Source organism: Cohaesibacter celericrescens (assembly GCF_002866925.1).
Classification (GTDB): domain Bacteria; phylum Pseudomonadota; class Alphaproteobacteria; order Rhizobiales; family Cohaesibacteraceae; genus Cohaesibacter; species Cohaesibacter celericrescens.
On record NZ_PKUQ01000016.1, the window covers coordinates 129,485 to 144,099 of the forward strand.

Here is a 14,615-nt window from a genome sequence, read left to right on the forward strand (position 1 = left end):
GTTGACATTCAGGGCTTATTCTTTCAGCAACCCGCCTGCACGATGGTCCTCGGCCCCTTCAATGTCTACCAGAGCGGTTGGATAGTCGCCGGTGAAGCAATGGTCGGTGAATTGCGGTGATTTATTGTTACGCTTGGCATAACCACAGGCACGATAGACACCATCAAGGGAAATAAAGCCAAGTGAATCTGCGCCAATATATTTGCGCATGCCTTCAAGATCATATTGTGCGGCAAGCAAATTGGCCCGATCAGGTGTATCGATTCCATAATAGTCTGAGTGGGTGATTGGCGGGCTAGCCAGAAGCATATGCACTTCTGTCGCGCCTGCATCGCGCATCATCTGTACGATTTTCGAAGAGGTTGTGCCCCGAACCAGACTGTCGTCGACCAAAACGATCCTTTTTCCTTCAACCTGTGAGCGGTTGGCGGAGTGTTTTAGGCGAACACCTAATGCGCGGATTTGTTGTGTTGGTTCGATGAAGGTTCGGCCGACATAGTGATTGCGGACGATGCCCAGTTCAAATGGTATGCCAACGCCTTGTGCATAGCCTAATGCGGCTGGAACACCCGAATCGGGGACAGGAACAACCACATCGACATCTAGCGGCAATTCCTTGGCCAACTCACGGCCCAGAGCCTTGCGAACGTCATAAACCGATCTACCATCAAATACCGAGTCAGGGCGTGAAAAATAGATATATTCAAAAATATCGAGGCGGGCGGGGACATCGGGGAAGGGATGGTAGCTCTCTACGCCTTCGTCGGTGCAGACAACCACTTCGCCATTTTTGATATCCCGCACGAATTTTGCACCGATCATATCCAGCGCGCATGTCTCGGATGCAAGCACGGGAGAGCCGTTCAAATCGCCCAGAACCAAAGGACGAATACCAATAGGGTCGCGTGCACCAATGAGCTTTTTGCGGGTGAGGGCTATCAATGCGTATCCGCCTTCCATTTGGCGAATTGCGTCAATGAAGCGGTCTACGATGTTTGACTCGCGGCTTTTGGCAATCAACTGTGATACCACTTCTGAGTCGGACGTTGACTGGAAGATTGCACCGCGTTTGATCAACGATTTGCGCAGGGTCATGGCGTTGGTGAACTGGCCATTGTGCGCAACGGCGATGCCGCCACCTTCAAGTTCTGCAAACAGCGGCTGAATGTTGCGCAGGGCAGCGCCGCCAGCTGTTGAGTATCGATTGTGTCCGATGGAAGCCGTGCCGGGCAGCCGTTCCAACGTGTGCGCATTGGAGAAATTATCCCCAACGAGACCAAACCGTCGTTCTAAATGGAAGTGTTCGCCGTCATAGGTTGCGATGCCTGCTGCTTCTTGACCACGATGCTGCAGGGCATGCAGCCCTAATGCCGTAAGAGCTGCTGCATCGGGTGTTTTATAGATGCCAAAAACACCGCACTCCTCATGCAGAGTGTCGCCTTCCATGTTCCAATCATCGTCTGTGTGATTGGTTGGTGTGATCTGACTGTTGGATTCAGTCAGTGGGAGAGAGTGAGACGCTGGGGTTTGTCCCTTAACCGACATGAGCGAGAGGTCCTTTTGCTGCTCGTCTAAATCACACTGCCTTGTTGTGCGGGGCACTAATCCCGCGGCGCTATGATCTGATGTCTAGAGCATCAAGCGCTCAATCGAGCGCAAATATGATGCACTAACCCGTAAAAATGAGAATGGCGGGTTGTACCCGCCATTCCATTGAAATCTTTTCTACCACAGCTAAGCTGTTTCGTCTGCAATGCTTTGGTTGCCGTGACAATTTTTACCAAGGCGAACTTAGTTATTGCTGCTATTGCCAACCAGATTATCAAGTTCAGTGGCTTCACCGTTCTTGTAGCTTGTATCGTCAGTGTCGGCCGTGCCTTCACGTCTTTGCTTGAGCTTTTCCAGCAATTGTTCTTCGGGATCATCCGGCAACAGATTGATCAAACGTTCACCAACGCTGTTCAACAGGGGTTTGGCTTTGGCCTGCGCAACCCAAGTCGGTTGTTTGTCTTCAGGAACGAACCAGTTGAAGAAGATCATCGCAACGGCCATCAAAACAGCACCACGTGCGGCACCAAATACAAAACCGAGCGTGCGATCCAAGGCGCCGATGCGACTGTCCAATATAAAATCGGAAATTTGCATGGTGATAAAGGATACCACGATCAAGGTGATCAGGAAAATCCCCAGAGCTGTCGCGCCTTGTGCCACGATAGGCTGAGGCAGGTATGTCTGGACGTAGGGCAGCACATGCTCGAACATGGTGACAGTCAGATATGCTGCAGCCAACCAAGCACCGATGGAAAGGACTTCGCGCACAAAGCCGCGGATCATGGCAAGGAAGGCGGAAATCAGCAAGACGATAAGAAAAATCCCGTCAAGGAGTGTGATGGGCATTAGAATTTCATCCTGTTATCTAGCGGTGCGCGGGTGGTTCTGCCAACAGATCTCGGCAAAGAACGCGTTTGATTGTCTCTATAGGACCATGAAGGGGGCAAGAGCAAGGCTTTTTGGTCAACTTCTCAATCCTCGTTGGCCTCATCCGTGGTCAATTGTGAACCCACAGCGATACGAGCGACCAAATCTGCGAGTGTTTCTAAGCTCGAAAGGTCCAATTCTGCTGTTTTTGTTGATTTCAACGATGCCTGAGGAATAACGCCGCTTACAAACCCAAGTTTGGCCGCTTCCTTGATTCGGGCCGGTGCGTGCGCGACTGGTCGGATGGCTCCCGATAGGCTGACTTCGCCGAAATAGACACATTCTGATGGCAACGCGACCCCCGCAAGCGAGGACACCAGCGCCGCTGCGACGGCAAGGTCTGCTGCAGGCTCGGTTATTTTAAGGCCACCTGCGACGTTGAGATAGACATCATGTCCGGCAAGACGTACGCCACAATGGGCGTCAAGAACAGCAAGAACCATAGACAGGCGACTTGTGTCCCAACCGACAACGGCCCGTCGCGGGGTGCCGAGCGGTGATTGGGCCACCAAGGCTTGAATTTCAACCAACAAGGGGCGAGAGCCTTCCATTCCGGCAAAGACTGCGGCTCCGGGGGTGGAAATGTTGCGCTCTCCCAAGAACATTGCCGAAGGGTTGGCCACTTGGGTTAATCCGCCGCCGGTCATTTCGAACACGCCGATTTCATCTGTGGGGCCAAACCGGTTTTTAAGTGCGCGCAGCAGGCGGAACTGATGGCCTGCGTCGCCTTCGAATTGCAACACGCCGTCAACCATATGCTCCACAACGCGCGGTCCTGCGATTTGGCCGTCTTTTGTGACGTGCCCGACCAGAATCACTGCCGCGCCGGTTTGTTTGGCGTAGCGAATCATAGCTTGCGCTGAGGCCCGCACTTGAGTGACTGTTCCCGGGGCACTGTCGGCGCTGTCGGTCCACAAGGTTTGGATCGAATCAATCACCACCATATCCGGCGGAGGCCCTGCGGTGAGTGTGGTGAGAATGTCTTCAACACTAGTCTCCGCAGCCAATTGAACAGTGGCTTGCGAAAGGCCGAGGCGCGCAGCGCGCAAACGAACCTGATCAATGGCTTCCTCGCCCGAAATATAAACAACGCTATGGTCATTTTGAGCCAATGCAGCAGAAGCCTGAATGAGTAAGGTCGATTTACCGATGCCAGGGGTTCCTCCAAGTAGCAACACTGAGCCTTTAACAAAGCCGCCGCCTGTGACCCGGTCAAGTTCGGCCACGCCAGTGACAATTCTGGGAGCAGGCTTTTCCTGCCCAGATAGAGACACCAGCTCAACGATGCGTCCGGATTTACCACGTATGGTGTTGGGTGAGCCGCCAACGCCAGAGCCCTCGGTTTCTTGTGTTATGGAGTTCCACTCGCCGCAGGATTCGCATTTTCCAGCCCACTGGTTGCTCACAGCACCGCAGGACTGGCAGACAAAGGTCGATTTTTGGCGGGCCATAGGCGGTGTTCCTGACATTGAGGGTGGCTGTGGCTGGATGTTTTGCGCTGAGGGGAATCAAACGCCCATATCTGTTATAGATAGCGACGGAGGGCGCGCAAGCCAAGACTTGTCAGAAGCTCGTAACCGATGGTGCCGGCATGGTGGGCAACGTCATCTAACGGGATGTGTTCACCAAATATTTCTGCCCAGCTTCCTCGCCGTACAGTTTCATGGGGTATGTCGGTCACGTCGATGATGGTCAGATCCATGGTGATCCTGCCAATGATCGGCGCTTCATAGCCATTGATCCAGACTTTGGCGCCTTTTTTCTCATCAGAACTGCCGCCTGCACGCAAATATCCATCGGCATAGCCAATACATAATGTCGCAAGCCGGCTGTCTCGTTTGGTGATCTCTTGTGCGCCGTAGCTGACTGACCATCCCTTGGGGACATTGCGCGTGGTTAGAATGCGGCTTTTTACGGTGGCAACAACCTTCATAGGATTGGGATGGTCGCCAATCGCGAGGCCTCCATACAGCGCAATGCCCGGGCGGGTGAGCTCAAAGTGATAGTCCGGCCCAAGAAATATTCCTGCCGAATTGGCCAATGATGCGGGAACATCGGGGAAACAGGCCCTGATCGAGCGGAATCGGTCCAGTTGTTGGCTGTTGAGCGGGTGGTGTGGCTGATCTGAACAGACCAAGTGGCTCATGATCAGGCATATGATAAAGCTTGGTGGATTTTGCTTCCATTTTTCGGACAGCATGAAAGCAGACTTGCGGCCGAGGCCCAATCTGTTCATGCCGGTATCAAAATGCAGTGCACAGGGCAATGGTGTGGCAATGCTGGCACAATAGGTTTCCCACAAATCCAGCTCTTCATAGCTACCCAGCACCGGCCTTAGGGAAAAACTGTTGTAATAGTCTGCACAGACAGCGCTGCTATCGCCAACCAAACCATTCAGCACATAGATCATCGCATCGGGCAGGACGGAACGCGCTCTGGCTCCTTCTTGAGGCAACGCGACAAAAAAAGTGCGACACCCTGCTGCCCATAGGGCTTTGGCGGCTTGTTCCAGCCCAAGCCCATAGGCATCGGCCTTGATCACCGCCGCGCACGTTGCCGCGCCGCTTTTTTCTGCCAGGAGCTGATAATTGTCTGCCAAGGCAGCAAGGTCGACGCTCAGGATGTTTCCCGCGACACTTTCGTCCGGTGCTGACAAGAAGGTGACATGAGGAGAGGGCATGATGCTTTGGGTCATGATCTGGCTTTCGGTCCTAGGGCATAGAAGATCTCTTTCGATCATCCTCCAAAATGGTCTGCTTGAACAGCCGCCCGCAGTGCCAAATTGTCGCTATTTCCACTCTTCCTAGAGGCTGGCGAGCGTTATTCGTAGGCCTCGGGAATATAGTCGTCCTGCGCCAGATCGGAGAAGCGGGTGAATTCTGGCTGGAACGCAACCGGCACGATGCCTGTGGGTCCGTGCCTCTGCTTGGCGATGATGATTTCTGCTTTACCCATGCAACGTTCCATCTCTGCCTGCCACGTGAAAAATTCTTCGGTGCCTTCCTTGGGCATTTCACGTTCTTTGTAATATTCCTCACGATAGATAAACATAACGACGTCGGCGTCCTGCTCGATGGAACCAGATTCGCGCAAGTCAGACAGCTGAGGGCGTTTGTCGTCTCGTGATTCAACCTGACGGGAGAGCTGTGACAATGCGATGATGGGGACAGCCAGCTCCTTGGCCAAGGCTTTTAGACCGGTCGTGATCTCGGTGATTTCCTGCACGCGGCCCTGTGAGGATTTGGCAGAGGACCCACTCAAAAGTTGTAGATAGTCGACGATTAGCAGATCCAGCCCTCTTTGGCGTTTCAGTCTGCGGGCACGCGCCGACAATTGAGCGATGGAAATACCACCTGTCTGGTCAATATGCAGGGGTGTGACCTGCATTTCCTGTGCTTTGTGGGCGATGCGGGCAAATTCGTTTTGATCGACCTTACCACGCCGAATCTTTTCCGAAGACACCATCGCCTGTTCAGCGATCACACGCGTTGCGAGCTGTTCCGCTGACATCTCGAGCGAGAAGAAGCCGACAACGCCTCCGTTGGTCGTTTTCAGTGAGCCATCGGGTTGCTCTTCCGAGCGATAGACGCTGGCCACATTATAGGCAATGTTGGTGACAAGCGAGGTTTTGCCCATTGCAGGTCGCGCCGCCAGAATGATCAAATCGGAATGTTGCAAACCACCCATTTTGGCATCAAGATCATTGAGGCCAGTTGCTATGCCGGACAGTTGACCATCGCGTTTATACGCGGCTTCGGCCATTTCGATGGCTTCGGTTGCTGCTGTCGCAAAGGTTTTGAAACCGCCGTCTGATCCGCCTTTTTCGGCCAGCTCGAACAGGCGCTTCTCTGCGTCCTCGATTTGAGCCCGCGGAGGCATGTCAATCGGTGCATCAAACGCAACATTGACCACGTCGGTACCAATTTCAATCAGATTGCGCCGGGTGGCCAGATCCATAATCAGCAAGCCAAAGTCTTCGGCATTGATGATGGATGTCGCTTGCGAGGCCAGACGCAGCAAGTAAATATCAATCGGCATGTCTGCGACCAGATGGTCTGCAGGAAAGAATGTCTTGAGTGTTACGGGAGATGCTATTTTACCGGCACGAATGAGAGCGGATGTTTTCTCAAAAATCTCTTGCAAGTTGGGATCGAAAAAATGCTGTGGCTTCAAAAATGCTTCGACGCGGTCATACGTTTGGTTGTTGACCAGAATCGCACCCAAAAGCTGTTGCTCTGCTTCCAAATTGTGTGGAGCATGACGCGTGCTTATGGTTTCGGCGGTGTCGCGCTTTGCGGCAATTTCCATTCTCGTCCTCATTCTTCCAGTCGTTTTTTAAATAGCCACAGGACGCACATAATTAGAAGTGTCCAAATTACTATTCACGGCAATCAACAGACATAACTTTTTTATACAGCTTTTTGCTGGACTCGTCGGTGGAGATTGGTGAGTCAAAAGAATCGTTTCTGTCCCGAACCTAAACTTCAGAATCAGGTTTAAGAGTGGTGAGATCGACATTGCTGTTGGGTGGTGTGTTGCTCTTAGATCTTTTTCAAACATCACGATGCGCGGATCTTTTTAAAGAATGATGTTGTTTGGGATTTCTGACTGACAACAAGCAATTTGTTATTGGCATAAAAAAGCCCGGTTTGGGACCGGGCTTTTCTCTGTGTGTCATGTCCGCTTGGGCGCCGAGGGTGTCTCTAGGCAAAGCGGTGCAAGAAGTTTGGCTTATTCAGCTTCTTTGGTGAATTCTTCTTCAGAAACTTCTGGCTCTTCGGAAACTTCCTCACCTTCGATTTCTTCCAGCAGATCTTCATCAAGTTCCAGATCATCTTCAAACTCAAACGCATCATCGCGTTCGGTGAGGGAAAGGTCTTCACCTGCTTGCTGGCGCTCGGCTTCATCCTGAGAGCGTGCAACGTTGGCGGTAACGGTCAGTTCGACTTCAGGATGGAGGACAACGGTCACTTCATGCAGGCCGATTGATTTGATTGGGCGGGCCAAAGAAATCTGGGACCGGTTGATGGAGACGCCTTCTTCCGTCAAAGAATCAGCCAGATCGCGGGTTGAAACCGAACCATACATCTGGCCTGTTTCTGAAGCCGCACGGATGATGATAACCGTTTTTTCACCGATGGTTTCTTTAAGAGATTCAGCTTCTTTTTTGGCTTCAAGGTTGCGTGCTTCAAGCTGGGCGCGTTCTGTTTCAAAACGTTTTTTGTTTGCTTCTGTTGCGCGGATTGCTTTGCCTTGTGGCAGCAAGAAGTTGCGCGCATAACCGGTGCGAACTGTAACCATTTCGCCCATCTGGCCGAGTTTAGCAACGCGTTCTAGAAGAATTACATCCATTTTAGTCTCCATTTGTTGTTGCCGCCGACCAAGCGGGGCGGCAGATCTTTAGGTTTGGTTGTGGTCTTTCGACCTTGTTTAGTTTGGTCCATCCTGTGGTTCCGAAGGTCCTTTGGGACCTTTGGGCGCACGCGAGCGGATATTGATCAGCACTTCGCTTGTGCCCAGAATGACCAGAAATAGCCCGATCCATTGAAAGATCAGGAGCATAGAATATGTGCCCCAGAGAACTGCAGTTCGTGTCTTTGAGAATCGGGTGAGATAGTGAAGGACGGAAAGCCCGACCAGCAACAGAGTTCCGCCGAAGCTGGAGGCGACAATTTGTGCAAAAACACCGGCAAGGCCGCTGAGTAGAAATATAGCAGCGAGGCTAGCCATGAATATGTAAGCAGCGCTTACCGGTGTGGTGAGTTCGTGCAGATTTGGCCAAGGCCGTGCAAGGCGTCCTGATTTTTCAACGATTTTTGCCGCCAGATAGAGGTTCGCGCTGGTGCTGATGACCAGCATCAATGCGGAAACTGTTGGGGCGAGACGGCTGATGATGGCAATTAGATCGTCCAGGCTGACACCGGCAGCAGCCGGCGTTGACGACTGTTGGGCGCTATAGACTTGGTTCATCAATGCCGCAATGCTGTCATTGTAGGTCTCAAGGCTGAAGCCAAACGGGATAAACATCGCCATACTGGCAATTGCAGCTAGTCCGGCTATCCAGAGAAGCAGGCGGCCAAGGGGGAACCATTCCGCCTCACCGGTGGTTTCGTCAACTCGGTTAAGGCCGAGCAAATGGGTAAACCACCATGCGGGAATGCTGGTAAGCAGGAGAAACAGAAATCCTGCAAGCGGGCTGATCATCAACGCCAAGACAACACCAGAGGTGAGGGCGGCGATCAAGCCTGTGAAAGATCCCCAGCCGAGAGATGCGATCATGACGGGAAGTGGGGAAATCATAACGAGAATGAAGCCAATACCAAACACCCCACCGGCATAACCGGATAGGTTGAGCAAGGCGGTGCAAAGACCGGCCACAATGCCTATGATCAGGAAATGGTTCATACGATTTGCTGTCCCGCATGCCCGCTTGGGCTTTTGTCTGGCGGTTAGAGGCAGGTCACAATGCCATACCCCAACGGATTTTTTGTCTCGATTTAGAGAGCCGGTAAAGGGCGAAAATGAATCCGCCCTTTACCAAAATGCTTGTCTTCAGCGACTAGCTGATGACGTATGGCAAAAGGCCAAGGAAACGAGCGCGTTTGATGGCACGAGCCAATTCACGCTGTTTTTTGGCAGAAACTGCCGTAATCCGTGAAGGAACGATTTTGCCGCGCTCGGAAACATAGCGCTGCAGAAGACGGATGTCTTTGTAATCGATCTTAGGTGCATTATCGCCAGAGAAAGGGCAAGTTTTGCGACGACGGAAAAATGGACGACGTGCTCCAGACATATTTCTTGCTCCTTCTATTCAGCTGCAGGTGCTGGTGTTGCAGGTGCTTCGTCGCGTGTTTCTTCACGGCGCGGACGACGGTCACCACGATCGCCACGTGGGCCGCGATCATTACGATCACCACGTGGGCCACGATCACCACGACCACCACGGTCGTCACGATCACGTTTCTGCATCATTGCAGACTGATCTTCTTCAAGCTCTTCAACGCGAATGGTCATGAAACGCATGACATCTTCGTTGATACGCATCAGACGCTCCATTTCAGCAACAGCGTCGTAAGCAGAATCGATGTTCATAAGAACATAATGTGCTTTACGGTTTTTGTTGATGCGGTACGCGATGGATTTCAAACCCCAGTATTCAACCTTACCGACGGTGCCGCCAGCTTCGGTGATCAGGGTTTTATATTGCTCTACCAGAGACTCAACTTGTTGCTGAGAAATATCCTGGCGAGCAAGGAAAACGTGCTCATACAGCGCCATTGTTCCTACCTTGTCTATTGGTTACAGTATATCAACTGGCAGGCGCAAAGCCTCCAAAAAGCCTCAAGACAAGGCTCTTTTGAGAATTACTCGCTTTAAAGAGCGAGGACACAGAAAGGCGGTCGCTTTATGCTCCCTCCACTGCCATCGGTCTTGATTTCGCAAGAATTTAGGCAACAGTCTTTCGTTCAGCCCTCGGCCTCGCCAAGCTGATTGGCGCTTTATAGACGAATTCTGCCAATGTGCAAGGCCAAAAACCGTGTGTTTGCCCATATTATTCTGCAATAGTGGGTTGCTGGGCTGTCCTGTAGCAAACGTAAACGCTCTTATTTCAACACTAGGCTTATCTGCTTTGCAGGGGAGAGAAAGTGCATAATGTTAGATTAAAGTATAAAAGAGCGACTTTTCGAACAGCAACGAGCAGCAAGCCTTGACTCTTGTGGGCAATGCCGCCAATAGCGATGCGATATGTCACAAAAGTGTCAGAAATGGCAGTCGAGCGAGCAAAGAGCGCGTTTATTTAGCGATGAACGCAGCGCAGGGACAGCAGCTGACTTTGTAGGCAACAAAAATAAAACCGAATCATATCGAGATAAGATGTGGCTGGGTCAACGAGCGGAGTGCGTAAATGCATTTCCGAATAAGGTTGGAGACGAAATGAGTATTGCATTCACTTTTCCCGGTCAGGGTAGTCAAGCTGTTGGTATGGGCAAAGCATTGGCGGATGAGTTTTCAGTCGCCCGCGCCGTATATGAAGAAGTAGACGATGTGTTGGGTGAGAAACTGTCGGATGTAATGTGGAACGGACCAACTGACGAGTTGATTCTCACAAGCAACGCCCAGCCTGCTCTTATGGCCGCGTCGATTGCCGCTATGCGCGTTTTGGAAGAAAAGGGCTTGGTATTGGCAGACAAAGTGTCATTTGTCGCCGGCCATTCACTTGGTGAGTATTCCGCGCTTGCTGCATCTGGCGCTTTGAGCCTTTCTGATACAGCTCGTTTGTTGCGTATCCGTGGGGATGCGATGCAGAAGGCTGTGCCGGTTGGGGAAGGCGCAATGGCGGCTATCCTTGGTTTGACGATTGAAGATGCGCGCGCCGTTGCAGCTGCTGCCGCCGAGGGTGAGGTCTGTCAGGTCGCCAATGATAACGCGACAGGGCAGGTGGTGATTTCCGGTGCCAAGGCTGCGATTGAAAGGGCCGCCGTTCTTGCCAAGGAAAAGGGTGCTAAACGCGCACTTTTGTTGCCTGTTAGTGCACCTTTCCATTGTGCTTTGATGGCCCCAGCAGCAGACGTCATGGCTGAGGCACTCGCGGGCGTAACTATCAACAAACCTAGTGTTCCACTGGTGGCAAATGTTTTGGCGAGCTCTGTGGATGATCCAGAAGCAATCCGCAAACATCTCGTTGAGCAAGTGACTGGCATGGTCCGTTGGTCTGAGTCTGTGATGTGGTTGGCGAACAACGGTGTTGATTGTCTGTTTGAAATCGGAACGGGTAAAGTTTTGACGGGACTTGCGCGTAGGATTGTTAAGGGCATTGCAACTGTCAATGTTGGCGAGCCCGCTGATATTGATGCTGCACTGGAAAAACTCGTCTGATCTATGATTGCATCGCCAAAATAATCTACTATATTTCCCGCCCAGAGACAGCCCTTCGGGGCGCGTCGGGAAATGATCTTGCTTGGGAATGACCCTGTAAAGCGAGAAAAACGGGTCTATCTATGTTCGGTTCGTTGCGGTCAAGGCCGTGGACCATGAGATATTTGATCCAAAGAGGGAAATGCTATGTTTGATCTGAGTGGAAAGTGCGCCCTTGTCACTGGCGCTAGCGGCGGAATTGGTGAAGCGATCGCAGCCGCTCTGCACAAACAGGGTGCGACGGTCGCTCTGTCTGGTACGCGTGTGGAAGTCTTGGAAGAAGTGGCGCATAAGCTCGGCGGAGAGCGTGTCTTCATTACACCAGCCAATTTGTCTGATCCTGAATCAGTTGCCGCACTTGCTGGCGATGCTGAAAAGGCGATGGGGCAGCTGGATATTCTCGTAAACAATGCGGGTATCACGCGTGATGGGTTGTTTATGCGGATGAAGGATGAAGACTGGGATCAAGTGATCAACGTTAATTTGACCTCAGCTATGCGTCTTTCTCGTGCTGTTCTTCGTGGCATGATGAAGCGCCGGAATGGCCGAATCATCGGGATTACATCGATTGTCGGTGTGACGGGAAACCCCGGGCAGGGTAATTATGCCGCTGCAAAAGCGGGTATGATCGGCATGACCAAGTCTTTGGCGCAAGAAGTTGCTTCGCGTGGCATCACCGCGAACTGCATTGCTCCTGGCTTCATCAAAACGGCCATGACCGATCGCTTGAATGATGCTCAACAGGAGGCGATCAATGCTTCTATTCCGGCTTCCCGCATGGGGACGCCTGACGAAATTGCCGCTGCTGCGGTTTATCTGGCCAGCGATGAAGCGGCCTATGTCACGGGTCAAACCCTGCACGTCAATGGCGGCATGGCAATGATCTAGTGTTTTTGGGATACGAATGTGCTCTATTTTCTGCTGCGCACTGTGTCGTATTTCAAGGGAAAAGACTTGGGATGAGAAAGACAATTGCTTTCGAACGCAATTCCTGATCTTCTCAAGCGCAAGAAAGTGTGTTACGAACCGCGCGAATTCCTGTGAAAGCCGTGTTTCTGGCTGATTTGGAAGTGGTTGAATAACCTGGTGCCTGAAACAGCGGATCTTTGGTTAGATCCTTCAGGCCAATTGGATATGTACATAATCGGGAAAGTGATTTGTGCGGCAATTGGCCAAAGCAAGCTGTTTTTCCAAACTTGATCGAATGCTAAATTTGAGGAAATAACATGAGCGATATCGCTGAACGCGTAAAAAAAATCGTGATCGAACATCTCGGCGTTGACGCTGAAAAAGTTACCGACACAGCAAGCTTCATTGACGATCTGGGCGCAGACAGCCTTGACACTGTTGAGCTGGTTATGGCGTTCGAAGAAGAATTCGGCACCGAAATTCCTGATGATGCTGCTGAAACCATTCAGACTGTTGGCGATGCTGTCTCCTTCCTGACCAAAGCAGCAAGCTAATTGGTTTACAATGTATCCTGACAACTCGGGATATCATTGATCGATTTGGATCCGGATGGGGCATGTCTCCTTCCGGATTTTTTTGTTCGGGCAATTTGTACAGGCCTCGCTTGCGTGTAAAGAACGAGTCTGAAATGAATAAGTGTCGAATAATGCTTACTCCTCCCGATTTTTCGGGTTATAGAGTTGAAAACTCACTCGCCCCCTGTATGTGGCTGGTAGAGGCGAGACTATGAACAAGGATGATCGGAGAGTTAGGATGAGACGAGTTGTCGTGACCGGCCTAGGGATGGTTAGCCCACTTGGAAATGGGGTTGAGACGACATGGTCCAATATTCTGGCGAGCAAGAGTGGAGCCGGGAAAGCAACTGGCTTTAAATGTGATGACATTGCCTGTCAGATTGCTTGTCAATTGCCTTTCGGGGATGGATCAAATGGTACATTCAATCCCGACGACGTCATGTCCCCCAAGGAACAGCGTAAAGTAGATGGGTTCATTCTCTATGCTATGGCCGCTGCGGATCAGGCTTTGGCCGATGCAAACTGGCATCCGGAAAGCTATGAAGATCAAATCACTTCGGGTGTCATGATCGGATCTGGTATCGGTGGTTTGCTTGGTATCGAAAAGGGCGCCTATGAATTGCAGGAAAAAGGCCCTCGTCGGATCAGTCCATTTTTTATTCCCGGTCGATTGATTAACCTAGCGTCTGGTTATGTCTCCATTCGTCATGGTCTCAAAGGACCCAACCATTCTGTGGTGACAGCCTGTTCTACCGGCGCTCATGCAATTGGTGATGCTGCGCGTTTGGTCGCACTGGGCGACGCTGATGTTATGGTTGCTGGAGGGACCGAATCCCCCCTTGGCCGTCTCTCGCTTGCTGGTTTTGCGGCTTGCCGTGCGCTGTCGACCCACTTTAACGATGAACCGGAAAAAGCATCTCGACCCTACGACAAAGATCGTGACGGCTTTGTGATGGGTGAAGGTGCGGGTGTCGTTGTGGTTGAAGAATATGAACATGCGGTCGCACGCGGTGCAAAAATCTATGCTGAAGTGGTTGGATATGGCATGTCTGGGGATGCGCATCATATCACAGCGCCTTCTGAAGATGGTGATGGTGCCTTCCGCTGCATGACTGCAGCTTTGAAACGGGCTGGTGTCGGTCCCGATGAGATTGATTATGTCAATGCACACGGGACTTCGACACCATTGGGAGATGAGATTGAATTGCGGGCGGTTGAACGTCTGGTTGGAGATGGTGCAGAAGGATTGACAATGTCTTCCACCAAGTCAGCCATTGGGCATTTGCTCGGTGCTTCTGGTGCGGTCGAAGCCATTTTCTCGATGTTGGCGATTCGCGACCAAATCGCGCCACCAACACTCAATCTAGACAATCCGTCCATTGAAACGAAGATTGATCTGGTCCCTCATAAAGCGAAAAAAATGGATATTGACCTTGTCTTGTCCAACTCTTTTGGCTTTGGGGGTACCAATGCATCCCTAATGTTCCGGTCAGTCAAATAGGCCTTTACAGATAAGAGCGTAGGAGAGGCGGAATCTGTGCCGTCTCTTTTTTGCCATGAATGGTGCTTAGCCGTTCAAAATCACACATACTTAAATGGCCGAATGGTTCATTAGCTGCAAAATGGCCTTGTTTTGTTGGTCATTTCTAAAGGCCGCTATTGGATTGAGGCTTTGCGATTTCAGGCAAGGCTGATTGTATTCGAGCTTAGCGTAAGATCAATTTAATTGACTCGAGG

General features: G+C 51.5%; 13 protein-coding genes. 4 read left to right on the plus strand and 9 right to left on the minus strand.

Going from position 1 to position 14,615, the window contains the following annotated elements; translation table 11 throughout:
• Positions 1 to 15 precede the first annotated feature (15 nt).
• From purF to rpsF, 9 genes are all read right to left on the minus strand, one after another.
• Positions 16 to 1,446: an amidophosphoribosyltransferase gene (gene purF, locus C0081_RS08555; protein ID WP_245417914.1), complete on the minus strand. Its 1,431-nt coding sequence runs from the start codon at positions 1,444 to 1,446 to the stop codon at positions 16 to 18.
• A 345-nt stretch (positions 1,447 to 1,791) separates the two neighbouring features.
• The gene (locus C0081_RS08560; RefSeq protein ID WP_101533402.1) at positions 1,792 to 2,397 is read right to left on the minus strand and encodes a CvpA family protein; all 606 of its coding nucleotides are present in this window, start codon (positions 2,395 to 2,397) and stop codon (positions 1,792 to 1,794) included.
• Between the two features lie 125 nt (positions 2,398 to 2,522).
• The gene (radA, locus tag C0081_RS08565) at positions 2,523 to 3,929 is read right to left on the minus strand and encodes a DNA repair protein RadA (protein WP_101533403.1); all 1,407 of its coding nucleotides are present in this window, start codon (positions 3,927 to 3,929) and stop codon (positions 2,523 to 2,525) included.
• 74 nt (positions 3,930 to 4,003) lie between these two features.
• Entirely contained in the window at positions 4,004 to 5,134 is a 1,131-nt protein-coding gene (alr, locus tag C0081_RS08570) for an alanine racemase (protein WP_180966829.1), read from the minus strand.
• A 164-nt stretch (positions 5,135 to 5,298) separates the two neighbouring features.
• Complete coding sequence (locus tag C0081_RS08575; protein ID WP_210200446.1) at positions 5,299 to 6,786, minus strand: replicative DNA helicase; 1,488 nt, start codon at positions 6,784 to 6,786, stop codon at positions 5,299 to 5,301.
• Positions 6,787 to 7,209: 423 nt separating this feature from the next.
• A complete protein-coding gene (gene rplI / locus C0081_RS08580) occupies positions 7,210 to 7,830 on the minus strand; it encodes a 50S ribosomal protein L9 (protein WP_101533405.1) in 621 nt (206 codons plus the stop codon).
• Between the two features lie 78 nt (positions 7,831 to 7,908).
• A complete protein-coding gene (locus C0081_RS08585; RefSeq protein WP_101533406.1) occupies positions 7,909 to 8,883 on the minus strand; it encodes a DUF2232 domain-containing protein in 975 nt (324 codons plus the stop codon).
• Positions 8,884 to 9,037: 154 nt separating this feature from the next.
• A complete protein-coding gene (gene rpsR / locus C0081_RS08590) occupies positions 9,038 to 9,271 on the minus strand; it encodes a 30S ribosomal protein S18 (protein WP_096175597.1) in 234 nt (77 codons plus the stop codon).
• Positions 9,272 to 9,285: 14 nt separating this feature from the next.
• Positions 9,286 to 9,756: a 30S ribosomal protein S6 gene (gene rpsF, locus C0081_RS08595; protein WP_101533407.1), complete on the minus strand. Its 471-nt coding sequence runs from the start codon at positions 9,754 to 9,756 to the stop codon at positions 9,286 to 9,288.
• A 657-nt stretch (positions 9,757 to 10,413) separates the two neighbouring features.
• Between rpsF and fabD the strand changes: the two genes are divergently transcribed.
• From fabD to fabF, 4 genes are all read left to right on the plus strand, one after another.
• The gene (fabD, locus tag C0081_RS08600; protein ID WP_101533408.1) at positions 10,414 to 11,355 is read left to right on the plus strand and encodes an ACP S-malonyltransferase; all 942 of its coding nucleotides are present in this window, start codon (positions 10,414 to 10,416) and stop codon (positions 11,353 to 11,355) included.
• A gap of 186 nt (positions 11,356 to 11,541) precedes the next feature.
• Complete coding sequence (fabG, locus tag C0081_RS08605) at positions 11,542 to 12,282, plus strand: 3-oxoacyl-[acyl-carrier-protein] reductase (RefSeq protein ID WP_101533409.1); 741 nt, start codon at positions 11,542 to 11,544, stop codon at positions 12,280 to 12,282.
• 338 nt (positions 12,283 to 12,620) lie between these two features.
• Positions 12,621 to 12,857 (plus strand): acyl carrier protein, encoded by a 237-nt coding sequence (locus C0081_RS08610; protein ID WP_101533410.1) that lies wholly within the window; start codon positions 12,621 to 12,623, stop codon positions 12,855 to 12,857.
• Positions 12,858 to 13,116: 259 nt separating this feature from the next.
• A complete protein-coding gene (fabF, locus tag C0081_RS08615; RefSeq protein WP_101533411.1) occupies positions 13,117 to 14,379 on the plus strand; it encodes a beta-ketoacyl-ACP synthase II in 1,263 nt (420 codons plus the stop codon).
• Positions 14,380 to 14,615: the final 236 nt, after the last annotated feature.